We start from the raw sequence: 26,471 nt of genomic DNA on the forward strand, positions 1-26,471 counted from the left end.
ATGGCGGGAGCGCTTCAAACGTAGATAATTTCAAAGAAGTATCTCATAAGTGAAGCTGAAATTCCCCGCCATTCATTCCTACGCTGGGTTGGGCTCCAGAGGCGCTTGGACTGGAAATGCACTTCTTCCAACGTAGTTTTTGTAACATCTTGAAAGGCAGGCAATACAAGATGATAAAAGATTACTTAACGAACTATAAATGATTTTAAAACAAATCCATTCATTAGAATGAGGACAATCATCAAGAACCCTCAATCATTTTCTTATGGCCTTTCATATACAGATCGGAAAATCAGTAAAAGCTACGTCCATGAAGCGTGTTTCCAGTCAGAGCGCCTCTGGAGCCCGACCAAGCGGAGGGATGAATGATGGGAGCGTATTTAGCTTCAACGTGCGAATACATCATCGAGGCTACCACTTTTGAAGCGGCTCCCGTCATTCATACCGGAGCGGACAGTCCTCCCCCTTGCGGGGCGTAGGCCGAAGCGTAGACTGGAAACACGCTTCTCCACCGAAGCTACGAATCCAAGTATCTTTCCATCTGTACGAAATTAAATAAAAGTAAAAATATTATAAATTGATGTAAAGATGCTGAAAGGTTCGATTGAAAATCTACCGTATAATGCAAATAAGAAATACATTCAGAATTTTCGACAGTATTCTACAGGGGGTAGACACAAATGAAGAAAACGCGCATGGTCGGTTCCTTGTTGGCTCTGACATTGACGGTTAGTGTTGCGCTGACTGGATGTGGAGGTGCAAGATCGGAGCAATCCGGTTCGACAAATACAACTGCTGCAGAAGCTCCGAAAGAAGGGGGAACCCTGATTGTAGCCCGCAAAGCAGACGCCAACAATCTGGACCCGCATTTCATCTCCAATATTCCTTCGGCAAACTATGTGTATGGAAAAGTATATGAGAGCTTGGTTTCTCGCGATAAAAACGGCGAGTACAAGCCTACACTCGCTACTGAATGGAAACAGCTCGACGACCTGACATGGGAGTTTAAGCTTCGTGAAGGGGTTACGTTCCACGATGGTACACCGTTTACAGCAGACGCTGTGAAAAAGACGTTCGAACGTGTACTCGATCCAAAGGTTGCATCACCGCGTGCATCCAACTTCTCCATGATCAAAGAAATCAAGATTGTGGATGACAAGACCGTACATTTCGTGCTGGAGTATCCTTTTGCACCGCTGCTCTCCATCTTGGCTAGCTCAGAAGGAAGTATCATCAGCCCGAAAGCAATCGCAGAGCATTCCGATACATTGGCGAAGCAGCCTGTGGGAACCGGGCCTTTCAAATTCGCATCGTGGGCACCGGGCCAAGATATGAAACTCGCAAAAAATGATACCTACTGGGGTGAAAAGCCAAAGGTAGATGAAGTATTGTACAAGGTCGTTCCAGAAGATACGACCCGTGTAGCGATGATCGAAGCAGGCGAAGCGCACATCGGCGACCAGCTTCCTGTGACAGAAGTAGAGCGCGCACAGGCATCTCCTGGCATGAACATGGTACGTGCAGAAGGCTTGGGTGTGGATTATATCGGCTTTAACGTGCAGAAGAAGCCATTTGATGATGTACGCGTACGTCAAGCTGTCGCGCATGCTATCGAAAAGCAAGCCATTGTACAAGGGGTATACAACAATGTAGGGACACAAGCGGTTTCCTCAATGTCACCAAAAGTAATTGGCTATAACCCGAATCTCCAGGATTACTCGTATGACGTCAATGCAGCAAAAGCACTGCTCGCAGAAGCAGGTTACCCGAACGGCTTCAAAACGTCCATCGTGACAGATGACCGTAAAGAGCGCATGAACGTAGCAGAAGTCATCCAGTCACAGTTGAAAGGTATCGGCATTGATTTGGAGATCAAAGTAATGGAATACGGTGCGTATCTGGAGCACACAGACAATGGTGAGCATGCGATGTTCATCGGGGGCTGGGGCAATGCAACAGGGGATGGCGACTACAACCAGTACAACGTCTTCCACAGCACTTCGAAAGGCAGCGCCGGTAACATGGCGTTCTACAACAACCCAGAGGTGGACAAGCTGATTGAAGAAGGACGTCGCGAAAAAGATACGCAAAAACGTAATGAAATTTACGCAAAGCTGCAAGAAATCGAGCTGAAGGAAGTACCGATCCTTCCCATCCGCACGATTGACCATGTGGCGGTTACATCCAAGAATGTAAATGGCTTCTGGCTGAGCCCTGTTGGCTACTTGATGCTAGATGAAGTATCGATCAACTAATGGTGATAGAAGGGATGGCGTTTGTCGCTGTCCCTTCTTTCGTCCATAGAGAGGAATTCACGATCTGGACCGGGAATGTAACTTGGGGAAAAGAAAAGCGCAAGAGACAAGTCATGGGGTGGAAAACATGCAGGAAGAGCAGCTAGACATATTTGACGAAGCAGGACAGCACATCGGGGTTGAAGCGCGTAGCGAAGTACACCGCTTGGGGCTGTGGCACCAAACCTTTCACTGCTGGATTTACCGTGTAGTAGATGAACAGATCGAATTGTTGTTCCAAAAAAGACATCCACAAAAGGATACTTGTCCGAACTTGCTCGACATTACCTCTGCTGGTCATCTTCTCGCTTCGGAACAGCCATGTGACGGCGTGCGGGAATTGGAGGAGGAGCTGGGCTTGTCCGTGGGCTTTGAGGAATTGGACAAGCTAGGCGTGATTCGTGATGTAACGGTTGCCCCCTCCATCATTGATAAGGAAATGTGCCATACCTTTTTGTATGAATGCGATCAACCCTTACGTGCGTACCGTGTACAGGAAGAAGAAGTCACGGGGCTCTTTTGGGTCAATCTGCAAGAGCTCGAGCGGTTGTTTGCGAACGAAATCGGGCAGATAACGGTGATTGGATTTTTGCTATTGGAAAATGGTGAGCAAAAAGATACAGCGATGATCGCGGCAAAACCTGACTTTGTTCCACATGAAGTGCATTATTACCAGCAGGTGTTTGCAGCAGTGAAACTACGCGCAGCCTATCGATAACCCTGATCGGAAAAACAATGCCTCGCTTGTCATCGACAAGACGAGGTTTTTCGTTGGGCGAGAAAGATTGGCGAAGACACGTTCTCTAATGTGATATACTAGACAATGCTTTTTCACTGCTCGCAATCATGCGTAGATAGAGAGAGGAGATCGAGATGAGACTACAGATTATGATTGCCCTAATGCTCTCGACATTCCTTGCTGCGATGGAAGGAACGATTGTGAGTACAGCCGTACCGCGCATTACGAGTGATTTGGCAGGCTTTGAACAGGTGAGCTGGGTATATGCCATCTACATGCTTGCCACTGCCGTATCTGCTCCCATTTACGGCAAGCTGGCTGATTTATTTGGCCGAAAAAACGTATTGTTAATCGGTATCGGTATCTTTTTGTTAGGTTCCACGCTCTGTGGAGTGGCGACGTCGATGTGGCAGCTCATTGTTTTCCGTGCCATTCAAGGCTTGGGTGCAGGTTCAGTCATGCCGATTACGATGACCATCATCGGAGATTTGTACACCGAGCAGACTGCCAGAGCAAAAGCGCAGGGCTGGATTAGTGCTGTATGGGGACTGTCCGGTGTGGCAGGTCCGTTGGTTGGAGGATTTTTGGTCGATACACTGACGTGGCGTTATATCTTTTTTCTTAACTTGCCTTTTGGCCTCGTATCGTTTTTCATGCTCGTCTTTATGTATAAGGAAAAGCTTGCCGTCAAAGAAAAGCGTCATATCGATTATCCGGGCGCGCTTATTTTTTCGGTCGGGACCATCGCTTTGTTGTATGCCTTGTTAACAGGTAGCCAAAATCAATCCTGGACCAGTTCGGTGACGATTTCCTTGATCGTATTTGCATTGGTGAGCTATCTAATCTTTGTATCAGTGGAAAAGAAATCGCCTGAGCCGCTGATTCCGCTGTCGCTTTTTACCAATCGAAACGTGACCATGATCAATTTGCTGACACTCTTGACCAATGGAATTGTCATCAGCATGGTGGTTTACTTGCCGATCTGGAGCCAGGGAGTCTTGGGAGAAAGTGCGACAATGGCTGGCTTTGTCCTGACACCGATGCCGGTTTGCTGGACGATCGGCTCTATCCTTGCAGGGAACTTGTTAGGCAAGCTGCGAGCTGAACAGCTGTTTGTCGCAGGAACTGCCGTTCTGACGGTAGCGACAACATTGTTGAGCTTCCTGTCCGCTCAGTCAGCGGGATACCTCATTTATGTGGCTGTAGGCTTAATTGGTTTGGGAATGGGACTCATTTCTCCGATCATCATGGTAAAAATTCAATCGTCCGTTGCAGTAGACAAGAGGGGCACAGCGGTTGCCCTCAATACGTTCACGGGTACATTTAGCCAAACCTTCGGGGCAGCTGTATTCGGAATGTTGTTCAACATGGTGACTGTAGCAAGTGGTCATGCGAATTTAGGGGCCTCGTTTGAACACGGATCGATTCCAGTGGCACAGCTGGCACAGATCCGAGACTTGTTGGCTAGTGGTGTTCATGTAGTCTTCACAGGCACCTTAGTGCTTGCGATAGCCAGCTTTGTTCTGACGCTTGTGATCGCAAAAGGAAACCGAGTCAAACAGACACACTAAATTCAAAGACGTCCGCCGAGTGCGGGCGTTTTTCAAATAATTGGTTACAGTTTTCCAAAAAATACAAACTACATATTGCCAGTTGGTACATTCATCGATACTATTTTCCTAGATGCCCAAATTCTTGCGGACAGGAGTGCATGGGACGATGGAGGAGATTCGACCAGTTTCCATTGACGATATCGATGAGGTCGTTAGGATTGCAGCGATGAGCTACCCTGGAAGCAATCTACTGGGTGCAGAGAGCAGACAGCGATTTGCCGAACGCGTAAGGGAGACGATCGAAAACGACCCACATGTCAGCTACCACGGATGCTACCGTGATGGACGACTAGTGGGGATTATGAAATGGTACGATTTTCCTATGAATGTTCATGGTACACCGCTTTTGACTGGCGGGATTGGGCTGGTCGCCGTAGACCTTTTGCATAAAAAGGAAAAAGTGGCCATGTCGATGCTGCGAGGTTTTCTTTCCAGCTATCGGGAGAGGGGAATCTCGCTGGTCTCTCTCTATCCGTTTCGTGTTGATTTTTACAAGCAAATGGGTTTTGGAGTAGGGACCAAGGTTCACCAATACAAGTTCAAGCCGTCCAGCCTGCCGTTTGTAGGCAAGGACAAAATCGTCTATATAGGAAAAGAGGACAAAGAAGAACTGTCTGCTTGCTATCATCGAATCGCCCGTGAAACACATGGCATGATTAAGCGAACAGAGCGGGACTGGGACAGACTCCTCGATGTTCCAGAAATGATTGTCGTCGGCTACAAAAAGGAAGGAAGGTTAGAAGGCTATCTCGCTTTCCAATTCCATGGCGCCCATGAAAAAAACAAACTCTTCAACAACATAGAAGTAAGAGAGCTTCAGTATGAGAACCGCGAAGCACTCGCGCAATTGCTCTCTTTCCTTCGTAGTCAAGCCGATCAGATTCAACGGATTGAGTTCACGACGCCGGATGAAGACTTTCACTTGTTGTTATCTGATCCGGGTAATGGAACGGATACAATGTTGTGGAGCATCTATCATGAGAGTCATGCATCTGGAGTCGGTCTGATGTATCGGATCATTGATGTGCCGGGATTTTTCCGTCAGCTGTCCCACCACCATTTTGGTTCGGAAACGGTAAATGTGAAGCTGACGATCCGCGATTCGTTTCTGCCTGAGAATGCAGGAACATGGCTCATCAAGTTTATCGATGGTCGTCCGGAACTAAGGGAGGCAGTGGAGCCTGACGTTGCGGTGCAGCTAGATATTTCGGATTTTTCTTCACTCGTGATGGGGGTAGTAACTGCCCACAAGCTGTATCAATACGGCCAATTGGAGCTGGATGCTCCAGAAAAGCTTCCGATTTTGGATAGGCTGTTTGGTGTTCCCGAGAAGCCGCGATGTGTGACTACCTGCTAAACAAGAGGATTTGTCACGTTTTTGACACATTTGGTTATCTTATTTTGCTTCCTCCCATATGTTGTTAGTAAATGGGAGGAGGCAGGTTATATGATCTTTCTTACACTGGTTATCTTTTTTGCGTTTCTTTTGATTGTTTGGGTGGTCGTTAGACTCCTCTTCCGGCTGGAAAGGCATGATTCCATCACACATGATGAGAGAGAATTATGGAATCGCTTTCAGGTGAAAGAGAAGGAGATCAAATACCGAAAGCCCAAAAAATAAAAAGAAAGGCGCCAAGGTGACAGGCGCTCTTTCTTTTGCGTATTACCCACTATGAGAAGAGAAAGAAGGAGAAGACAATGCCAGGTAGATCAGAGGGGCATCAACGTGAATTTTTTCGCTTACGTCTAGAATACGCCCTCTGTGCAGACATGACTATTGTGCTGATCAAAGGGAAAACCATGGAGATTGGGAGCACACAGGTATTGATCGAGGATATCGGAGCAGGTGGACTTCGATTTCTCTCTCATCTCAAAATGCCAGCCAATGACCAGCTCGTTCTGCAGTTTGCGACGGAATTGTGCGGACAGGCTCTGAAAATGTACGGCCACGTCGTTCGCACGATTCCGTGGGAAACGGACTATTACGAATACGCCGTACGTTTTACAATGGAAGAGGAACAGCATCTGGAGATCAATCGTATGGTAAACCGCTTGGCGATCCGCTATCGGCAAAACCGGACATCAACAGAGGGGCGTTTCTATAAAGGCGATCGCCTGGTATTTTTAAAAGAGCTGGCCCAAGCAAGTCTTGCGATGCGAGCCAGTGAAGCATAGACAAAGAGGCTTTCTGTTGTGCAAATACACAACAGGGAGCTTTTTTGTTTGACACAAAACAAACGCAGTGATAAGTTATCTATAATAAATCAAACGATTAAAGGTTGTGTTTATATATGAGTCTTCATGAAGCATTTTGGAGCGCTTCCCTTCAAGAATGGAAGCAAGGTTACATCGAACAAGACGAACATTATATGTGTTTGCTCTGTGGGGAACAGGTGGAGAAAGGAATTATTTATCCAGTGGAGGGTGCCCTGTACGAAGCGTCCCGCTTTATGCGCCATCACATCGAGGCTGTGCACGGTTCTGTCTTTACTCACTTGAGCCAGTTGGATAAACGATTGACGGGCTTGTCTGATCATCAGGTTAATTTGCTTCGCCTCTTTTACCAGGGCAAGACAGACGCCGAGGTTCAAAATGAAATGGGGATCGGCAGTGCATCGACGATTCGTAATCACCGCTTTGCACTCAAGGAAAAAGAACGTCAGGCCAAGGTGTTCCTGGTCATGATGGAGTTATTGCATGAAACGGATAAACATCAAACGACCAACGATGCCAAATCAAGCAAGCAAAAGAATACCTCGAAAGATGGCGATGCCGCAGAGTATGCCGCGATCGTAAAGAAACTCTTGCCGAATGGACTATCTGGTCGATTAGAACGATTCCCGCGCAAGCACAAGCATAAACTCATCTTACTCGAAGAGATTTCCAAAAAATTTGAGCTCGATCGTTTCTACACGGAGCGGGAAGTGAATGAGATTTTGGAAGGTCTCTACGACGATTATGTGACCTTGCGGAGATATTTAGTCGATGTTGGTTTGATGGATAGACAGGCTGACGGCAGTCAATATTGGCGGATCGCAGTGGAAAATGAGGGAGAGGAACGAGGGGCGCAACAGATGAATCGCAAGCAAGAGCTCAAGCAGATGTACAAGGAAGTAGAAACCGATGCAGGCGTTTATCAAATTAAGAACAAGCAAAATGACAAAGTGTTCATCGCCAGCACGAATAACCTAAAAACGATCAACGGTAGAAAGTTCATGCTTCAGCATGGCTCACATCCTAATCGTGAGCTGCAAAAAGACTGGGATAAATACGGTCCGGACGCTTTTGAAATCGAGGTATTAGAGAAGGTTGAGAAGAAAGACCATCCGTATTTTGATGGAAAGGATGCACTGGAAAAACTCGAAGATAAATGGATGAAAAAGCTGGCGCCATATGGTGATCGAGGCTATCACGTGCAAAAAGATCCGTCCTAGTCTCGTCCATCATCCAACATACAGAAGCGCTCCAAGTGATCCCACAGACCTTCCTTATGCAAAATCTGAATTTGTTTTTCACCAAGTAAATCAAAATGTGGGAAGGGTGCTCGGTTATGAATGTAGACAGGATCGAGCCCGTTGGCAAGGCACCAGTCTGTCAGTAACGAATAATTGGCACAGCCTACTTTTGTAACGGTTTTGATTCCAGGAAACCGTGGGTCCAGCCAATAGTGGGTGAGAAATGCCAATTCGCCTCGACTAACGGCTTGCTTCCAACGGTTCAGTTCCTCTCGTGTAATCCCAAATGCCACTCTTCCTCATCCTTTGCAAAGCGGTCGTGTTTCTCACTCATTAATAGCATGGAATGGTGTAAACGTCAAAAAGACAGTTCTCCCCCGGGGATAGCCGATGGAAACTGTCTTTTTGTGCTTGGTTGCTTACCGAACTCCTGTTGGAAGCTGAGGCGGAATGTAATTCAACTCTTCGTCCGCAGTGATGTAATCGGTGTTGACCATGAGGAGCAAATAGCGTTTGCCGGTTTGCGGATCGCTGATAATGATGTGGTCGCGGCCAGCTGTTTCGAGGACACCACGGAAAATTTTGGCGTTCCATTGGCTGTTGTTTTCAAACGTTTGGTACACCGTAATGACTTTGCCTCGATTCAGGCGAAGGATGTTTTCGATGTACGATTCTTCCATCACTTGCCCAGGAGTAATGGGCATTCCAGGAATCAAGGATCCGCTTGGCTGCATCGGAACCAGTTGAGGTTGCTGCTGCTGAACCATCTGCTGCTGTTGCTGAGGCATACCGTATGGATACTGGGCGGATGGGTACATGTCGTAGCCGTATTGTTGTTGAGGGAAACCAGTGTAAGGCATTTGTTGACTCATGATGAACTCGCTCCTTTATCTATCTAATTCTTTTAATAGACGCGTGGACAATCTGCTGGTGTTGGAACGAAGAAGCAGTGTGCCTTATAGCGACCGGAGTTTTGTTGATCCCACCAGGTAGGAGGACAGTTTCCGGCAGGACGGTAGAACCACAATGCGTTGCTCGCCGGGCGGGTTTTCTCTCCATTGACTGCACGCTGTGCCAGTCGTTTGTCTCTTTCCCTGGCACGTTGATAGAAATACGGCTTCTGGACCGCTTCGAATCCTCCCGGAGATTGATAGACCATGTCACGCATGCTACGAATGTTTTTGAAGTCAAGGCAGTTCCCTAAAATCCGATTTACCCCAACGTTGCCAACCATCAACATGCCCAACTCACCTTCCCCCTCAGCCTCAGCCCGAATCAGTCTGGCAAGCATATCGACATCACTGGAGTTCGCTTTAATGACGGCCATTGCTTCACCTCCTTCCACAAAAATCACAATAACAATGTATGGGCGAATAATAGATATGGTGATTGGCCCGATAAATTTTTCATCAAGTTGACGTTTACGTAAACGGCAGTTACAATCATTTTATTCGGTAAATTTAGAATTTTATAAATGTTAGTAAGGGGCGCTGGACATGAGCGGAGAAGGAAAACAGAAGGAAGAATCGTGGACCATTTCTGATCTCGCTCAACAATTAGATGTCAGCACCAGAACGATTCGGTACTACGAAGAGCTCGGCTTGATTTCCCCCAGTCGGACAGAGAAGGGAAGCAGGTACTACAACCGAAAGGATCGTGCCAGGCTGCGACTCATTCTGCGAGGAAAGCGATTCGGATTTTCGTTGGATCAGATTCGCGAGATGATTGAACTGTTCGACGAGGACCGTACAGGTCGTGCGCAGCTTTTGCGAACGATTGAGTACGGCAACCAAAAGCTGGCTGAGATCGACGAGAAAATCATGGAACTCCGACAACTGAGAGAAGACATTCTCGTCTACAAGCAAAACTTTGAACAAAAATTGCTTGAAGAAAACGAGGAGGAGAAACGATGAATGTATCAGCTCTGCTCGCAGCAAACGGAAGGAAATACCCTGACAAGTCCGCGCTGATTGCAGGAGATGTAGAGGTCAGCTTTTCCCAGTGGGACACACGTTCTACTCAGTGGGCTTGCCATTTGCAAGAGCTTGGCATCGAGCAAGGGGATCGTGTTGTCATGTTGATGCCCAATTGCCCGGAGTTTGCCATTTTTTACGTCGCCGTCATTCGCAGTGGTGCCCTCGTCGTACCGATCAATGCGCGCTCAACCCAAGAAGAAGTACGACATATATGTGAACATGCCGGAGCAAAGGCACTTCTTGTTCACGATGCCCTCGTGCCTATCGTGAATGAGTGGGTCCTGCAAACGTCACAGCTTGTGGCAATCAAAACAGGTGCGAGCCAAGGGAATTGGCATGGAATCGCTGACTGGGATGCCAGTGACGTGTCTTTCGAAAAAATGAATACGCTTTCTTCGCAGCCGTATTTGGCGAACATGAACGAAGATAGCGAGGTTAGTATCCTGTATACATCTGGCACGACTGGACGCCCTAAAGGGGTGCTCTATACACATAGAAGCTTGTTGACTGTCGCGAAGATGATGTCGATTGAACTGACGATGACACATCGTTCGCGAATTTTGCATTTGATGCCGCTGAGTCATTCGGCTCCCCTCCATCTCTTTTTCATTGCAGGGCTCATGCTTGGCGCCACCCAGGTAATGGCCCTGACCTTCTCGCCGCAGCTTCTCTTGGATTTGGTGCAGCAGCATCGAATTACGCATTTCTTCGGAGCGCCAGTGGCGTATTTGCTGACGATGAAGCACCCAGAGTTTACGGCGTACGATTTGTCTTCGATCGAATATTGGATGTATGGCGGGGCTCCGCTGTCCAAAGAGATGGCTTCGCTTATGGAAGAAGCATATGGACGCGATAAACTGGCGTGCGTCTACGGCTTGACGGAGGCAGGGCCGACTGGAATGTGCCTCTTACACCGAGAGCATCCGGACAAAATCGGCAGTATAGGAAATCGTGGTGTATTGTTCGTCGAAATGGAGGTTGTTGACGAGCGAGGAGAGCAATGCGCCAGTGGCGAAGCGGGCGAAATTCGCTTGCGCGGAGAAGGGACAATGAAAAGATACTATAACAATCCGGAGGCGACAGCAGAAACCATAAGGGATGGTTGGGTGTACACAGGCGATATTGCACGCGTGGATGAGGATGGATTTCTGTGGATGATTGATCGCAAAAAAGACGTGATGATTACGGGCGGGGTAAACGTCTACCCCAAGGAAATCGAGCAATTGTTAGAGCGTCATCCGTCGATTGGTGAGGTAGCTGTTGTAGGTTTGCCGCATCCTGAGTGGGGTGAGACGGTTACGGCCTATGTGGTACTGAAACCAGGAGTCGATACCAATCGAGATTGGCTAAAAGAAATCCAAGGCTCTTTGCGTGGTCATCTCGCCGATTACAAGCTCCCGCGACAGGTGAATATCGTTCCTTCATTGCCGCGGAACACGAGCGGAAAAGTCCTGAAGCATGTACTACGTGATGTCAGTTCCCAAAAGGAAGTGGAACTGCGATGAGTGATTTGCAAACGAGCATTGATCAGCGAACATACAGCGATAACATCCCGCACCCGCGTACGCCACAGGCACAAAACTTTTTCAAAGCAGATCCTAACCTCGATTACTTGCTACAACGCTATCTCCCTGCTTCCATGCATGAATGGGCCAGACAGCAGTTGAGCTGGCTAGGGGCGCAAGTGGCAGGCCCCATCGATGAGCGTGCCGCCTATACAGACAGAGAAGGCAAGCCGAGATTGCGCAAGTACAATCGGCTGGGTGAGGATATTTCTGAGATCATTACCAATGAAGGCTACAAGGAAACAGTAGCAGAAGTTTACAGAGCAGGCATCGTCAGCTACTTGTATCAAGACATTCCTGAGTTGGGGAGAAAAGCGCCGTACAGCTATTCCTTTTTCATGGGCTATCTCGTGAGTCAGTCTGAGCCGGGTTTCTATTGCCCTGTCACCTTGTCGATGTCAGCCGCTTATTTGATTGATCGTTACGGCAGCGAAGAACAGAAGGAGCAGTACCTGACAGGACTGACCTCTCGCGATCGTACTCGCTTGTATGAAGGAGCTACTTGGCTGACAGAGAGACAGGGCGGTTCGGATGTCGGTGCGAATTTGACTGTAGCAGAGCCAGTAGCAGACCGGCCGGGTGTGTACCGATTGACAGGAGAAAAGTTTTTTGCGAGCAATGCTGGCGCATTTGTTGCCACTGTTTTGGCGAGAATCGATGAAGAGAAAACGGGGACAAAAGGGCTCGGACTGTTTTTGGTGCCTTGGATAAAGCCTGACAACGAACGCAATCACATTCAGGTCCGCCGCCTAAAAGATAAGCTGGGCGTTAACGCCGTACCATCTGCGGAGATACTGTTGAACGGGGCAGAGGGCTATTTGATCGGGGAGCCGGAGAACGGCTTCAAGTACATGGCAGAAGCCCTGAACCTCTCTCGCATTTGCAACGCGATTGCTTCGATTGGGATCATGCGTCGAGCTTTTTATGAAGCGAGGTATTATGCCGAGCAACGTCGTGCATTCGGGAAGCCAATCGATCAGTACCCGATGGTAAAAGAAATGCTGGTGAGCCTCTTTTTGGATACGGAGGTGAGCACGGGTGCGGTGTTTGATATGATTGCTGTTTATGATCGCTTGCAGTCTAATTCCGCTAGCAAAGAGGATAACGCGCTTGCTCGCCTGCTGATTCCTTTGCTGAAATACCGCACAGGGGAAGAGGCTGTCGAATCGACCCATACCGCAATTGAAATTCATGGCGGTAACGGTTATATCGAGGAGTACGTGACGCCGCGTCTATTGCGTGATGCGCAAGTTTTGACCGTATGGGAAGGCACCTCGAATATACTCGCACTCGATATTTTGCGTGTGATGCAAAAAGAAAACAGCCACGAAGTGTATTGCAGATTGCTTCGGGAGCGCATAGCTGGCTGGAAGCATGCCTTTTCGCAGCCGTATGCCGAGTTGATTCGGACAGAACTGGCCATCCTGGAGGAGAATATCGCCTATCTCATGCAACAGACCCACGATTATTTAACGTATAAATTAAAAACGCTCGCGGATCATATGGTAGATTTGTACACCTTATCATGCATCGTCAGTGAAGCAGAGGATCAGGTGACCGGGGAGGGAAATGCGCGAAAATACATTTTGGCAAAGCTGTATGCCGAAAAGCATTTCCATTCACAAGAAAAACGGGGGATTCAAGCCGATTCTTTGCTGGATGTACAGTTCTTTACCCAACTGATGGAGTATCAGTCTGTCAGCGTAGAAGAGTGGACCCAACAGTCCGCTATTGTTCCGACCCGATAATCAAAAAGCGCCTTTAGACCACTTGTTGAGGTGGCGAAGGCGCTTTTGATTTTTACGCATACCGCTTGCGGCGCATACTCCAAATGAACCAGATCGCAGCAACCCCTGTTGCGACCGCCAGCAGAGTGATCTCAAAGTATTCATCGATCAGAACCTTGGCGTGTTTTCCATATAAATAAAACAAGGTGCCAATCAAATAAAACTTCAATCCCCGCCCGATGATCGCATAAAACATGAGCTTGGTCAGCGAGTAATTGAATACGCCGGAGAGCACAGTGAAAACCTTGAAAGGAATGGGGGTAAAAGCTCCGATCAGTACGGCAGCATCCCCGTTTTTTGCGAATTTTTCCGTCGCTACGATCACCCATTTTTCAGGGAGAAGCTTGTGCAAAAGTGGTTTTCCTAGCCATCTCCCCAACAAAAATCCGATGGGAGCGCCGAGGACGGAAGCAGTAAAGGCTACTGTTGCAAACTGAATCGCTGAGCCTGGATCGAGCAGACTCATCGCAATTTGCATAAAAAACGGAGGAATCGGACTAATAAATGAGTCCAAAAATGCCATGGCAACAAGTCCCCACATCCCATATTGCATGAATAGCTGTGTGATATGTTCGAGCATGAGCATCTCCTTAGAAGGTTTTTTCTATTGTAGCTATCCTATGCCAGTTTGTCCAAAGAAAGACCACAACTGAAGGTGGATGTCGAGAGGGAAATTAAGGAAATAGGAAGATTGGCCCATCAATTGGTTTCCAAAATATCCCGAAGATAAGTTGGTATGGAAGTCATTACGAAAGGGATATCTTTTACATGAAAATGCCATTATCAATCAAAGTTATTCAAGGGTTAATGCTGTTGCAAGTCATCGTATTGGGGGGACTATATTTTGTGGTTTCACAGGTAGATCCGATGAACTTGAATCACTGGGCCAGTAAAATGGTTTTCAGCGTTGTGACTATGCCAGAAGATATGTTAGATCAAAGCTATGTGTTAGGAAGAATGCAAGGAAGATTAATGCTTCCGCTGATCATCACGACTTTATTGTTCATCTTCATACAGATGAGGTTTCTCAAGTCGGCGATTGTCTGCATAAGTCTGGCGATTTTACTGGATATAAGCAACGGAGCTTTCTTGATTGCAATCGTGTATGTAACTCTTCTTTTGGTTGTGACCCACAACAAACAATCGAAGGCATATTTTAATCGGAATCATCATCAAGTTATCCAAACAGTTTCAAAATGAGTGGTCCAATGAGCTTATCCTAGGTCGAATATTGATAATGAAGTCCTTGTTTTTTCATTGACGCTAGGAAAGATTATCCACTAAAATGTAGGGAAACAGGACAAACATCATGGGAGGAACCAATGAAAACATTGGGTTCGGGAAAAGTCGTTTTCTATGCGCCAAACGGGACTAACTTGCAATTGTCAGGGGAAATTGACGTACGTGGTGATCGGGTATCCATAACAGAAATCATTTATTTTAATGGCCAACCAAACGGAGCGCGCGAAACGAATTTGCCACTCGCGCAAACGGTGATTTACTGGGAGCCAGAAGTATACGAACAGATCGGATATGAAGAACAATAAGAATAATGGCGATTCCAAGCCCTGTCTCTAGCAGGGTTTTTTCGCGTATGGCAGCGAATCTGCCAGCACCTCGGGCTATAGCCGATGTCCCGGTATTGTGATATGATGTGGGATGGAATTTACGTATGGTACAAGGAGTGATCCTTATGATCGATTCTATATTGGAACGTGCTCTCGCAGGTGAACGTCTGGGTCTTGAAGATGGTCTGGCTTTGTTTGCGAGCAATGAAATCGAAAAGATCGGACATTACGCCAATCTGGTCATGCAAAAGCATCATCCAGAACCGATTGCGACTTTTGTTATTAGCCGCAACGTCAATTACACGAACGTATGTGACACCTATTGCCGATTTTGTGCTTTTTATCGAGCGCCAGGCTCTTCGGAAGGATACGTTCTACCCAGAGAGACTATTTTCGAAAAAATTCAAGAGACCGTAGACGTAGGCGGTACGGAAATCTTGATGCAAGGCGGTACCAATCCGGATCTGAAGCTGGATTATTACACCGACCTGTTGCGCGCGATCAAGCAGCGCTTCCCGCAGATTACGATGCACTCTCTGTCTGTAGCGGAAGTGATGAAAATCGCGGAAGTTTCCAACATGTCTGTCGAGGAAGTGCTGAAAGAGCTGAAGGCAGCGGGTCTCGATTCCTTGCCAGGAGCGGGTGGCGAAATCCTCGACGATCGTACACGTCGGAAGATTTCCCGATTGAAAGGCTCTTGGACTGAATGGATTGACACCCAAAAAGCCGCACACCGTGCAGGGTTGCCTGGTACTGCTACCATGGTAATCGGTTTTGGGGAAGAGATGGAGGAGCGCGTACTGTCCCTTTTGCGCATTCGTGATGCCCAAGATGAGACAGGCGGATTCAAAGCGTTCATCGTCTGGACATTCCAACCGGACAACACCAATATGAAGGCAGTCAACAACACGCCAGAGGAATACTTGAAAACACTGGCAATCAGCCGCCTCATGCTGGATAATATTGAAAACTTCCAATCTTCTTGGGTGACGATGGGCCCACATTACGGTCAGCTTTCCCTCTCTTACGGAGCGAATGATTTCGGCCAAACAATGATGGAAGAAAACGTGGTTTCCGCAGCGGCATGTACGTACAAGGTCAACACGAACCAAATTTTGGAGCTCATTCGCGGCGCAGGCAAAATCCCTGCACAGCGCAACACAAAGTATGACATTCTGCGCGTTTTCAAAGACGGCGAGATGTCAGAACGTGATTTTGTCATGCAAAACTAAATAACCTCCAAACGCTTCTCTGCCCCCTCCTAACAAAGGGAAACCGGCAGGGGAGCATTTTTTGGTTTTTAATTCAGGAATTTTTTACCTGCAACCTTCCCTGAGTTTCCAACCGTTTAAAAGTATATCGCTCCTGACGGGACATATACTGTAACTACAATGGCGGTTGGGGGGATGGTTATGCAGACGTTTCGCGTATTGCTGGAGAATGTCCCTGAGCATTGTGACACGTATCGGGCTATCGTAAATGAGATGACGGAGCGGGTCAACACTGCACCGGTGCGCATTACATACAGGGAGCAAGAAGAGAATGGATACCTCTTGTTCTACTTTCAAAGCTGGTGTGAGACTGAGTATGACGCGCAGACCATCGAGTGGGCGAGAGCCTTCGTTGCTCTTACATTAGCCGAATGGGTCATTCAGGTGAAGGAACCGAAAATTATGGAAGAAATGGCCGCTGACTTACTCGCTGCCGAACAGATGGAGAACGAGTGGGCAGAGATTTTTCCTTATATTCAACGCATGTGCCAAGAAGTCGAGCTTGATGGTAGGGAACTGTTAACAGCTACGACACGCAAGGCAAACGTATATCGCAAAGTTTTCACCTATCTGGAGTGGGAGAGAACGATCAACGTCTTGGGCTTCGTCCGGTTTCGACTGCAGGAGCATTGGAACGAGCTATTCGAGCTCGTGGAAACTGGCATTGATGAATATCTGGAAGACAAGCAATACCAAGAGTTTGTCGAGTTGTTGCGCTATTTCATCGCTGTACAGGAAACGAAGCAGGAAGTCGTTCATGTCGTTCCTAGTGTGGACAAACCTTTCCATCTTTATGACAAAAAAGGGGATCGTCTTTGGCTTGAACAGTTGGATACCGTTCTGAACATGGATGAACAAAAATGCAGGGACGAGGATTATTTGGTCAGTGCTTTGGTTACACTGGCTCCTGAGAGTATCGTGCTCCATATGGCTTCGGAAAAGCCTGGGCTTGCACAGACGATCCGCAGTATTTTTGACAGTCGGCTCGTTACTTGCCACTCTTGTTCGCTTTGCCTATCCGAGCGACGTGTACTTGACGGGAATAATCCCTCTAAACTATAATAGCAACAACAACTTTACATCGCTTATAAATACGATGAGAAGGACACGGACAATAGTAAGGACGCTCTAGAGAGGCGGGCCACAGGCTGGAAGCTCGCTGCGAACTGTTATTGATCTACCACCTTCGAGTAGCTGCCGGGAACGAAGCGTAGGCTTTTACTATCGGTATGCCGGTTAAATACCGTTACATGGAATGAGGAGTCTGTTTTTGTGAACAGACTTGAAGTAGGGTGGTACCGCGAGAACACACTCGTCCCTTTTTGGGATGAGTGTTTTTTTATTTTCTCAACCAAAAAGATACAGGAAGGAAGAATCCGCAGTGGCACAAATTCATGTTACTTTCCCAGATGGAGCCGTTCGTCAATACGACGCTGGGATTACTATCGAAGACATCGCAGGCTCCATTAGCTCTAGCCTGAAGAAAAAGGCAGTAGCTGGTAAAAAAGACGGCAAGGTTGTCGATCTGTACACAGAACTCACAGATGACGCAGCGATTGAAATCGTTACCCTCGATTCTGCTGACGGGTTGGAAGTATACCGCCACAGTACAGCTCACTTGCTCGCTCAAGCGGTAAAACGCATTTACGGCGCTGAAGTGAAATTCGGAATCGGTCCTGTAATCGAAGATGGCTTTTACTACGACATGGATATTCCGGTTTCCCTTTCCCCAGAGGATTTGGGCAAAATCGAAGCGGAAATGGAAAAAATCGTGAAGGAAGACCTGCCGATTCGCCGCAAAGTCGTAAGCCGCGAAGAAGCAACTACGATTTTCCAAGAACTGAACGATCACCTGAAGCTGGAGCTGATTCGCGACCTGCCAGAGGATGCGACTATCACGCTGTATGAGCAAGGCGAATTTTTCGACCTCTGTCGTGGACCGCACTTGCCGTCCACTGGCTTCATCAAAGCATTCAAGCTGATGAGCGTAGCAGGTGCATACTGGCGCGGTAAAGCAGAAAACCAAGTTCTGCAACGCGTATACGGTACAGCTTGGCCGAAAAAAGCAGACATGGATGAATATCTGCACTTCATCGAAGAAGCGAAAAAGCGCGATCACCGCAAATTGGGTAAAGAACTGGGACTGTTCATGTTCTCCGAGGAAGCGCCAGGCATGCCGTTCTACCTGCCAAAAGGCTTCACTGTTCGCAACGAGCTGGAGCAATTCTCCCGCCGTCTGCAACAATTGGCACAATACACAGAAGTTCGCTCTCCGTTCCTCATGAACGAGCGTCTCTGGAAAGAATCTGGTCACTGGGATCACTACAAAGAGAACATGTACTTCTCTGAAGTAGACAACGCGACTTACGCCTTGAAGCCAATGAACTGCCCAGGTCACATGCTGATCTATAAAAACGAGATGCATTCCTACCGCGACCTGCCGATCCGTTACTCCGAATTCGGGCAAGTTCACCGCCATGAGTACTCCGGGGCATTGAACGGAATGCTGCGGGTGCGCACCTTCTGCCAGGATGACGCGCACGTATTTGTCCGTCCTGATCAGATCGCGAGCGAAATCAAAGGCATGATCACTTTGATTGACAGCATCTACAAGGTATTTGGCTTCGAATACAGTGTGGCTCTGTCCACTCGTCCGGAAGATTCCATGGGCTCTGATGAGCTGTGGGAAGCAGCAGAAAGCTCTCTGAAAACAGTGTTGGATGAGCTCGGTATGGCCTATGAAATCAAAGACGGAGACGGTGCGTTCTACGGACCGAAGATCGATTTCCAAATTACCGACGCGCTGAAACGCCGTCACCAATGCGGAACGATCCAGTTGGACTTCCAAATGCCTGAGAAATTCGACCTGACTTATGTTGGTCAAGACAACGAGAAGCATCGTCCAGTTGTCTTGCACCGTGCGATGTACGGCTCCATGGAGCGCTTCATTGGTATCCTGATCGAGCACTACGCAGGTGCATTCCCGATTTGGCTGACTCCAATTCAAGCACGCATCATGAACATCAGCGAAGTGCACATGCCATACGCAGAACAAGTAAGAGAAAAGCTGCAACAAGCTGGCATTCGCGTAGAGTTGGATGGCCGCAATGAGAAAATCGGCTACAAAATCCGTGAAGCACAAGTTGAAAAAATCCCGTACATGCTGGTCATCGGTGAAAAAGAGGTGGCTGACGGTACATTGTCCGTCCGCAAACGCGGAGTGGGCGATGAAGGCGCGATGACAGTGGATGCGTTTGTAGAGAAAATCCGCGCTGAAATCAATGAAATGAAGTAATAGCGTATAGGAGTAGAGCCGCCCTGAAGTTTCGGGCGGCTTTTTTCATTATACGTTTACTTGGAAAAAAGAACGGGAAAAGGATGTAGGGTAATTATAGATATGGACATCAAGAAGAACTGCGGGGGATACGTATGCGGGTAAGCATCAAACAAAGACTGATAGCAGCATTTCTTGCCATTATTTTAATCCCGATTGGAGTGATTAGCTCATTTGTCTATGTCAAAATGGAGGAGCGAATCCAGACTTATTTTATTGAATCCACGACAAAAGAAGTGGCTCAAGTAGACAATGCGATTAACTTGCATTTCGACTCGATTCGTGAAAACGTAAACCTGATAGCAGGCAGTCCCTTATTAAAAAGTGCAGATAACACCATTACGACGTATATGGACAAACCAACCAAAACCAAGCATACGCCACTGCAAAATGGCGGAGTAGAGGCGGCCATTTTTCAAGATTTCCTGCGATTTGTCGATTCTCATCCGAATACTGCATTTATTTATTTAGCGACCAAGTACGGAGGATACATACAGTGGCCGACAGATGATGTCATTCCGAATTACGATCCGCGTACAAGAGATTGGTACAAAAACCCAATGGGGAATCCCGGAAAAGTGATCACGACAGATCCGTATCTCTATTTGGGCGATAACAGTCTCGTGATCAGTAACGTGACGATGCTTGCGGATGACAAGGGTGAACCACTGGGCGTTGTTGGACTGGATGTGAATTTAAAAGGGCTAACCGATATTTTGAAAGACATTAAGATCGGGAAAACGGGTTATCTCATGCTGGTTGGCAAAGACGGAACGATTTTGGCTAATCCCAAGAACCCCGAGCTCAATTCGAAGAACCTGAAAGATACGCAAATTCCTGAATTGGCTGCTATCGCAGAGAATACCGCAAGCAGCTTTTCGGTCACGATGAACGATACCGAGTATTTGGCTAACGTCTTTACTTCAGAAAAAACTGGCTGGAAATATATTTCGTTTATTGAAAAAGCTGAGCTCTCTGCTGAAGCCAATCAAATCGGTTTCATCATCGGGGCATTGAGCCTTTTGTTTGCTTTATTAGCGGTTATCGCTTCCGTTCTTTTCTCGCACAAATTCACCAAGCCATTGCTTGCTATCGTTGACCAGATTGCGCAGATCGGACGTGGTGACTTTACCGGTGAATTGCCCAAAAACCTTTTGGAAAGAAAAGACGAAATCGGCATGCTTGGTCAGAGCATTCAGGTGATGCAAGTATCCATCCAAGGACTCATTCGGGAAGTCCAAAAAGCGGTTAACACCCTCTCTACTTCGTCAGACAACATATCGGTTCGCTTGGCAGACAATGTAGACACTACGAACAAGATTTCTACCACGATACAGGAAGTAGCGAGCGGGGCGCAAAATCAGCTCAGAGGTGCGGAAGAATCCGCAAGAGCGATGGAAGAAATGTCGATCGGCATCCAACGCGTGGCGGAAACAACCTCCATCATCTCAGAATCATCTACATGTACGGCGGATGAAGCGCAGCTAGGAAACCAGTCCATCCAAAAAGCTATCCAGCAAATGGACTCCATCCGTGGCTCTGTGGAACATTCCGTATCCGTCGTCAAGCAATTGGGTGAGCGATCAAAAGAAATTGTGCAAATCATTGACGTGATTACAGGAATTGCTTCCCAAACGAATCTGCTTGCTCTCAATGCAGCCATCGAATCTGCCCGTGCGGGAGAGCATGGACGAGGTTTTGCTGTCGTAGCAAATGAAGTAAGAAAACTCGCTGAACAATCGGATGAGTCTGCTCGGCAAATCGCCAACCTCATTCAGGAGATCCAAACAGATACGACCATGGCGGTCAACTCGATGGATTCTGTCAATCAAGATGTTCAGGATGGATTGTCTACTGTACTGGAGTCAGGGGAAGCCTTCCAACGCATCTTACAAGAAATTCGACAAATAACGGATCAAATTCAGGAGGTATCTGCTGTCTCTGAGCAAATGTCTGCCGGATCGGAACAAGTAGCAGCATCTGTGGACGAGACTGCCCAAATTGCAAGGATTTCAGCGCACAATGCTGAAAATCTGGCTGCTTCCTCCAATGGTCAATTGGCCACTATGGAAGAGTTTGCCGTTTCCTTTGAATCCTTGAATCAGATGGCTCGTGAACTGGAAAGAATGATCAGTAAGTTTAAAATATAAGAATGCATAACGGAAAGAGTACGAATGTCGGGAGGTATTCGTACTCTTTTTTTGCAAAAGTAGTCCCATTTATGACACAATGTGCTGTTTGCGTTTGAAAATTTGGCTATTTCGATTTATGATTATAGACTGGTACTAAGTTGAAATGCGATATGATAGTAATGATGAAGGGGAAAATTCGTCCTATATAGATAAAAGGAGAGTGAACATCTATGTCAGAAAAAGTGCTTGATTTGCGGAACCGTCCTCTCCGAGATTTACGAATATCTGTCACCGATAAATGTAATTTTCGTTGTCGTTATTGCATGCCTGCCGAAATTTTTGGACCGGATTTTGAGTTTTTGCCGCAAAGTAAGTTGCTGACCTTTGAGGAAATTACCCGTTTGACCCAGATCTTTACTTCACTTGGGGTTGGGAAAATCCGCATTACCGGCGGAGAGCCATTAATGCGCAGAAATCTGCCTGAGTTGATTCGAATGATACGTGAAGTAGAAGGCGTTCAAGATATTGCCATGACGACTAACGGTTCTCTCTTGTCCCGCCATGCGCAAGCACTAAAAGAAGCGGGTCTGGATCGGGTGACGGTCAGCCTGGACAGCTTGGATAATGAGCGCTTTGGGGTGTTGAACGGAAGAGGCTATCAGGTAGATGCCGTGCTGGAAGGGATTCGCGCAGCGGCAGATGCCGGGCTTTCGATCAAGATCAACATGGTGGTACAACGCGGAGTCAATGATCAAGATATTTTGCCGATGGCACGGTACTTCCGTGAGCAAGGGCACACCCTTCGATTTATTGAATTCATGGATGTGGGAAACAGTAACGGGTGGCGGCTGGATCAAGTCGTTCCTTCCCGTGAAATTGTGCGCATGATCCATACAGAGATGCCGTTGGTAGCGACTGAAGCGAACTACTATGGAGAGGTGGCTTCTCGCTATCGCTATGAGGGATCGGACCAGGAGATCGGGTTGATCTCATCGGTTACCCAAGCTTTTTGCTCCACTTGTACGCGAGCTCGCTTGTCAGCAGAAGGGAAATTGTACAACTGTCTCTTTGCTTCATCTGGAGATGATTTGCGCGAACCAGTCCGCGATGGACGCACGGATGAAGAGATTCGCGAGCTGATACGTGCAATCTGGGAGCGGCGTGACGTGCGCTACTCGGAGGAACGACTAAGTGAAACGCCTGGTCTCGCCCAGCGTGAAAAGGTCGAAATGTCCCATATCGGGGGATAATTAGGTATGAGCCTTGACAAAACCCAAGCTACCTTGTAATATAAATTGCGTGTATAAACACTTCATACTTCGAGAACAAGCAGAGGCGCCCAGCTTCTCACCTGGGTCGACGTCGTATACGACTGTTGACAGGTAACTCTTACGCAAAGATCCTCGGATCTGATGAAATTGCTTAGGTGAGATATGTGCGGGCGCAGAATGCGTTCGCACATTTTTGTTCCTTCTCGAAATTGACGGGGGTGGCAAGTATTAGCAAGGATCAAATGTTAATTAACGAAGCGATCCGTGCCCGTGAAGTCCGTTTAATCGGTGCTGACGGGAGCCAATTGGGAGTCGTACCTTTTAGGGAAGCATTGCGCATTGCCCAGGAAGCTGAATTGGATCTGGTAAACGTTGCTCCTACAGCCAAGCCGCCTGTATGCCGTATCATGGACTATGGAAAGTTCAAATACGAGCAGGCGAAAAAGGAAAAAGAAGCACGAAAAAACCAGAAGATCATCGAGCTGAAAGAAGTGCGTTTTTCTTCTAACATCGAGGAACACGATTTTCAAACAAAGCTTCGCAACGTCCGCAAGTTCTTGGAGGATCAACACAAGGTGAAGTGTACGATCCGTTTCCGTGGACGTGAAATCACCCACTCCGAAATTGGACTAGGCGTTATGGAACGTGTAGCTGCCCAGTGTGAAGATCTCGCTACGCCTGAGCGCAAGCCGAAGATCGAGGGCCGCAGCATGATCATGATTCTGGCTCCGAAAGCGGAAAAGTAAGATAGTAGTTTAGACAGGAGGATTTTTCAGATGCCTAAAATGAAAACCAACAAGGCTGCTGCGAAACGTTTCAAAAAGACTGGAAGCGGCCAATTGAAGCGCGACCGCGCATTTGGTAGCCACTTGTTCGCTAACAAAACGACTAAAGCAAAACGCCACCTGCGTAAAGCTGCACTCGTTTCCAAAGGCGATCAAAAACGCATTGAGCAAATGCTCACTTACCTGTAAGTTATTTTTTATTACACACCATTACGCAGCATGAGCTCCCTAAGCGCCTAGCAGTAGGCCGCCATGCTGGAAAGACCAGGAGGAGTTTAGTATGCCAAGAGTAAAAGGTGGCATTGTTACACGCCGTCGTCATAAGAAAATCCTGAAGCTGGCGAAAGGATACTTCGGTTCCAAACATCGCCTGTTTAAATCCGCTAATGCGCAGGTAATGAAATCCCTGCTGTATGCATACCGTGACCGTCGTCAAAAGAAACGTGATTTCCGCAAACTGTGGATCACTCGTATCAACGCGCAAGCTCGCATGAACGGTCTGTCCTACAGCCGTTTGATGCACGGCCTGAAAGTTGCTGGCATCGAAGTTAACCGCAAAATGCTGGCTGACTTGGCTGTTAACGACAAAGCTGCGTTCAACGAACTGGCAACAGTTGCAAAAAGCAAACTGAACGCTTAATTTTTGAATAGAAGAGCCGATCTTTCCGATTGAGGGAAGGGCGGCTTTTTTGTTGTGGTCTAGATAGTGGTAGAAATCAGTTTGAGTCAAAAAAACAACCGAAAACACATTCGGTTGTTTTTTCTATTTTTATTCAACAAATGATTCGCTGTCGAATGGCGTCCGCCACACCTTGTGCGCGATTTTGCACACCGAGCTTTTTTAAGGCGGACTTGATGTAATCCTGCACGGTAAACTCACTAATTCCCATCCAGTCCGCCATCTCCTTAACGCTTTCGCCCCATGAAATCCGCTGCATGACTTCGACTTCTCGGCGTGAGAGCTTGACGGTTTTAGGGCGATGGGAGTCGGTTGCCAATACTTTGCCCAGCATCAGACAGTATGCGCTCAAAGATTGTACCAATTGTTGGTTGATGCCAGAACAGCCATCCTGATGCCAGGAGATACCGGCGTAGCCGAGTACGTTAGGCCCGTAGCTGATGGGGAGAATGAGCGCATAAGGGGCGCCGTACACTAAATTGGGCGGGAATTGACGGATTGCTTCAGAATCTAGCAGTACGGCTCTCTGTTCACGGATCGCATGCTGGATAAGGGGCATGTTGCGCATGTCCACCCGTATATCGCGGATGGAGCATAACTCTTGGTCAAGGATCGACCATAGTCCCTCACCCATTTGACTGAGCGTCGAGTAATTGCACAGAATGGCTCCCATGAAAGGAAAGAGATCCACGAAGCCACGTACAGCAAGCACCAGTTTCTCCTCGTAAAATGCCGTTTCTTCGATTCGATCGATGTACATGTTCAGCTCTGGACTGACCATGGAGTGATTGCCACCTCCATTTGAGTGATGAACACCCCCTGATTTTTGGGGATATGAACGATCGTTCAGCTTGACCTATAATCAACCTATAGCGCCTTCATTTTATCAAATGGCTGATCTGAGCGTAAAGAATGGAATTGGTATAAATTAACAATATCATGACTTCTTTCATTCATTCGAAATAGAAGGCGTATGAGAAAAAAGAAAGGTTGGATGGGGATGAGAAATGGTTTTGTTTCGACCAGCCAAAAAGGATTGAATCAGGAGCTACTACCGTACCAATTGTATCAAAAAGCGAAGAGATACGGCATTTGGAACCCGCAGGACATTGATTTTACGCAAGACCGCGAAGATTACGCGAATATGAATCTAGAGCAGAAGGAAGAAACTTTGGGACGGATTGCTGGTTTTCTGGGTGGGGAAGAGGCAGTCACCCTTGATCTTTTGCCTTTGATCATGGTTATTGCTGAGGAAGGGCGATTGGAGGAAGAAATGTATTTGACGACCTTCCTCTTTGAAGAGGCCAAGCACACAGAGTTTTTCCGGTTGGTTCTCGACAACATCGGTGAGTCAGGAGACTTGCATCATTTTCACGATGATGTGTACAAGCGAATTTTCCATGAGATCTTGCCAAATGCCCTCAATCGTCTGCTGACAGATAAATCCCCAGAAGCCATCGCAGAGGCTTCTACTGTCTACAACATGTTTGTGGAAGGCGTGCTCGCAGAGACAGGCTACTATGCGTTTTACGAAGCACTCAGCAAAACGGGGCTCATGCCTGGTTTAATGCAAGGAATTGGGTATTTGAAGACAGACGAATCGCGGCACATTAGCTACGGAACATTTCTGCTGCAGCGATTGATCTGTGAGCATCCCCATATTTACGATGTCATTGCCAAAAAGATGGATGAGCTGGCTCCAATGGCAAGTCATCTGTACGACTGGATGGATGACCCACAAGGGGTGAGTGCATTCGGAGTGAAGGTCGCTGATTTGCAGCAGTTTGCGAAAAAGCAATTGAGTGTGCGCATGGAGGTACTTGCCCGAGCAAAAGGGCAGACGATGGAAGAACTGTATAAGCATACAAGAACAATGATCGATGTGTAAGAAAAAAGCGATCGAACGTATTCGACGGCGAAAGCATCCACAACGGGTGCTTTTTTTCATGCCTATAGATCCACTTTGACTTGGATTGGGGCATCGATAAATGGTTGACCAACA

Annotated in this window: 26 protein-coding genes and 1 other annotated feature; of the genes, 21 read left to right on the plus strand and 5 right to left on the minus strand. The window is 47.4% G+C overall.

Translation table 11 applies throughout. The features are described 5' to 3' along the window. Positions 1-680: 680 nt before the first annotated feature. From HPY28_RS09055 to HPY28_RS09085, 7 genes are all read left to right on the plus strand, one after another. Positions 681-2,255 (plus strand): glutathione ABC transporter substrate-binding protein, encoded by a 1,575-nt coding sequence (locus HPY28_RS09055; protein ID WP_174230446.1) that lies wholly within the window; start codon positions 681-683, stop codon positions 2,253-2,255. 127 nt (positions 2,256-2,382) lie between these two features. Next, entirely contained in the window at positions 2,383-3,012 is a 630-nt protein-coding gene (locus tag HPY28_RS09060) for an NUDIX hydrolase (RefSeq protein ID WP_174230447.1), read from the plus strand. A gap of 155 nt (positions 3,013-3,167) precedes the next feature. Next, complete coding sequence (locus tag HPY28_RS09065) at positions 3,168-4,604, plus strand: MDR family MFS transporter (RefSeq protein ID WP_174230448.1); 1,437 nt, start codon at positions 3,168-3,170, stop codon at positions 4,602-4,604. A 148-nt stretch (positions 4,605-4,752) separates the two neighbouring features. Beyond that, positions 4,753-6,003 (plus strand): GNAT family N-acetyltransferase, encoded by a 1,251-nt coding sequence (locus HPY28_RS09070; protein ID WP_174230449.1) that lies wholly within the window; start codon positions 4,753-4,755, stop codon positions 6,001-6,003. Positions 6,004-6,093: 90 nt separating this feature from the next. Then, complete coding sequence (locus tag HPY28_RS09075; RefSeq protein WP_174225728.1) at positions 6,094-6,267, plus strand: hypothetical protein; 174 nt, start codon at positions 6,094-6,096, stop codon at positions 6,265-6,267. Between the two features lie 77 nt (positions 6,268-6,344). Then, complete coding sequence (locus HPY28_RS09080; RefSeq protein WP_017251015.1) at positions 6,345-6,821, plus strand: PilZ domain-containing protein; 477 nt, start codon at positions 6,345-6,347, stop codon at positions 6,819-6,821. 116 nt (positions 6,822-6,937) lie between these two features. Continuing rightward, positions 6,938-8,080, plus strand: a complete 1,143-nt coding sequence (locus tag HPY28_RS09085) for a DUF2087 domain-containing protein (RefSeq protein ID WP_174225729.1) — start codon at positions 6,938-6,940, stop codon at positions 8,078-8,080. Here the strand turns inward: HPY28_RS09085 and HPY28_RS09090 are convergent. The 3 genes from HPY28_RS09090 to HPY28_RS09100 form a co-directional block, all read right to left on the minus strand. After that, the gene (locus tag HPY28_RS09090) at positions 8,077-8,394 is read right to left on the minus strand and encodes a hypothetical protein (protein ID WP_174225730.1); all 318 of its coding nucleotides are present in this window, start codon (positions 8,392-8,394) and stop codon (positions 8,077-8,079) included. The genes HPY28_RS09085 and HPY28_RS09090 overlap by 4 nt on opposite strands. A gap of 126 nt (positions 8,395-8,520) precedes the next feature. Then, positions 8,521-8,973, minus strand: a complete 453-nt coding sequence (gerQ, locus tag HPY28_RS09095; RefSeq protein ID WP_174230450.1) for a spore coat protein GerQ — start codon at positions 8,971-8,973, stop codon at positions 8,521-8,523. Positions 8,974-9,005: 32 nt separating this feature from the next. Further along, on the minus strand, positions 9,006-9,428 hold the full coding sequence (locus HPY28_RS09100; RefSeq protein WP_017251019.1) for a cell wall hydrolase: 423 nt from the start codon (positions 9,426-9,428) through the stop codon (positions 9,006-9,008). Between the two features lie 169 nt (positions 9,429-9,597). Between HPY28_RS09100 and HPY28_RS09105 the strand changes: the two genes are divergently transcribed. From HPY28_RS09105 to HPY28_RS09115, 3 genes are read left to right on the plus strand one after another with little or no spacing between them, the layout of a single operon-like run. Beyond that, positions 9,598-10,014 (plus strand): MerR family transcriptional regulator, encoded by a 417-nt coding sequence (locus tag HPY28_RS09105; RefSeq protein WP_017251020.1) that lies wholly within the window; start codon positions 9,598-9,600, stop codon positions 10,012-10,014. Further along, positions 10,011-11,582 carry a class I adenylate-forming enzyme family protein gene (locus tag HPY28_RS09110; RefSeq protein WP_174230451.1) on the plus strand — a complete coding sequence of 524 codons (1,572 nt, stop codon included), beginning with the start codon at positions 10,011-10,013 and terminating at the stop codon, positions 11,580-11,582. The genes HPY28_RS09105 and HPY28_RS09110 overlap by 4 nt, the downstream gene beginning before the upstream one ends. Then, positions 11,579-13,390: an acyl-CoA dehydrogenase family protein gene (locus HPY28_RS09115; RefSeq protein ID WP_174230452.1), complete on the plus strand. Its 1,812-nt coding sequence runs from the start codon at positions 11,579-11,581 to the stop codon at positions 13,388-13,390. Before HPY28_RS09110 ends, HPY28_RS09115 begins: the two co-directional genes overlap by 4 nt. A gap of 52 nt (positions 13,391-13,442) precedes the next feature. Here the strand turns inward: HPY28_RS09115 and HPY28_RS09120 are convergent, their stop codons facing one another. Continuing rightward, positions 13,443-14,009 (minus strand): YqaA family protein, encoded by a 567-nt coding sequence (locus HPY28_RS09120; RefSeq protein ID WP_017251023.1) that lies wholly within the window; start codon positions 14,007-14,009, stop codon positions 13,443-13,445. A gap of 188 nt (positions 14,010-14,197) precedes the next feature. On the opposite strand from HPY28_RS09120, the gene HPY28_RS09125 reads away from it, so the two are divergent. The 10 genes from HPY28_RS09125 to rplT all read left to right on the plus strand — a co-directional run bounded on the left by HPY28_RS09125 (position 14,198) and on the right by rplT (position 24,430). Then, the gene (locus HPY28_RS09125) at positions 14,198-14,629 is read left to right on the plus strand and encodes a hypothetical protein (protein ID WP_173622363.1); all 432 of its coding nucleotides are present in this window, start codon (positions 14,198-14,200) and stop codon (positions 14,627-14,629) included. A 122-nt stretch (positions 14,630-14,751) separates the two neighbouring features. Then, positions 14,752-14,976, plus strand: coding sequence for a hypothetical protein (locus tag HPY28_RS09130; protein WP_007728577.1), 225 nt, complete (start codon positions 14,752-14,754; stop codon positions 14,974-14,976). A 146-nt stretch (positions 14,977-15,122) separates the two neighbouring features. Further along, entirely contained in the window at positions 15,123-16,229 is a 1,107-nt protein-coding gene (gene mqnC / locus HPY28_RS09135) for a cyclic dehypoxanthinyl futalosine synthase (RefSeq protein WP_173622364.1), read from the plus strand. A gap of 180 nt (positions 16,230-16,409) precedes the next feature. Then, a complete protein-coding gene (gene ytxC / locus HPY28_RS09140) occupies positions 16,410-17,330 on the plus strand; it encodes a putative sporulation protein YtxC (protein ID WP_017251026.1) in 921 nt (306 codons plus the stop codon). A 25-nt stretch (positions 17,331-17,355) separates the two neighbouring features. After that, positions 17,356-17,591, plus strand: a binding site (T-box leader). Positions 17,592-17,649: 58 nt separating this feature from the next. Beyond that, positions 17,650-19,563, plus strand: a complete 1,914-nt coding sequence (gene thrS / locus HPY28_RS09145) for a threonine--tRNA ligase (protein ID WP_017251027.1) — start codon at positions 17,650-17,652, stop codon at positions 19,561-19,563. A gap of 134 nt (positions 19,564-19,697) precedes the next feature. Next, positions 19,698-21,752 (plus strand): methyl-accepting chemotaxis protein, encoded by a 2,055-nt coding sequence (locus tag HPY28_RS09150; RefSeq protein ID WP_174230453.1) that lies wholly within the window; start codon positions 19,698-19,700, stop codon positions 21,750-21,752. A 212-nt stretch (positions 21,753-21,964) separates the two neighbouring features. Further along, positions 21,965-22,984 (plus strand): GTP 3',8-cyclase MoaA, encoded by a 1,020-nt coding sequence (moaA, locus tag HPY28_RS09155; RefSeq protein ID WP_017251029.1) that lies wholly within the window; start codon positions 21,965-21,967, stop codon positions 22,982-22,984. 263 nt (positions 22,985-23,247) lie between these two features. Further along, the gene (infC, locus tag HPY28_RS09160; protein ID WP_035291699.1) at positions 23,248-23,751 is read left to right on the plus strand and encodes a translation initiation factor IF-3; all 504 of its coding nucleotides are present in this window, start codon (positions 23,248-23,250) and stop codon (positions 23,749-23,751) included. Positions 23,752-23,781: 30 nt separating this feature from the next. Continuing rightward, entirely contained in the window at positions 23,782-23,979 is a 198-nt protein-coding gene (gene rpmI / locus HPY28_RS09165; RefSeq protein WP_017251031.1) for a 50S ribosomal protein L35, read from the plus strand. A gap of 91 nt (positions 23,980-24,070) precedes the next feature. After that, on the plus strand, positions 24,071-24,430 hold the full coding sequence (rplT, locus tag HPY28_RS09170; RefSeq protein WP_007728568.1) for a 50S ribosomal protein L20: 360 nt from the start codon (positions 24,071-24,073) through the stop codon (positions 24,428-24,430). 133 nt (positions 24,431-24,563) lie between these two features. On the opposite strand, the gene HPY28_RS09175 is transcribed toward rplT, so the two are convergent. Next, positions 24,564-25,250, minus strand: coding sequence for a helix-turn-helix transcriptional regulator (locus HPY28_RS09175; RefSeq protein ID WP_017251032.1), 687 nt, complete (start codon positions 25,248-25,250; stop codon positions 24,564-24,566). A 192-nt stretch (positions 25,251-25,442) separates the two neighbouring features. On the opposite strand from HPY28_RS09175, the gene HPY28_RS09180 reads away from it, so the two are divergent. Beyond that, positions 25,443-26,357, plus strand: a complete 915-nt coding sequence (locus HPY28_RS09180) for a R2-like ligand-binding oxidase (RefSeq protein ID WP_256437593.1) — start codon at positions 25,443-25,445, stop codon at positions 26,355-26,357. The last annotated feature ends 114 nt before the right edge of the window (positions 26,358-26,471 follow it).

This window comes from Brevibacillus sp. HB1.2, from assembly GCF_013332495.1.
In the GTDB taxonomy this organism is placed as follows: domain Bacteria; phylum Bacillota; class Bacilli; order Brevibacillales; family Brevibacillaceae; genus Brevibacillus; species Brevibacillus porteri.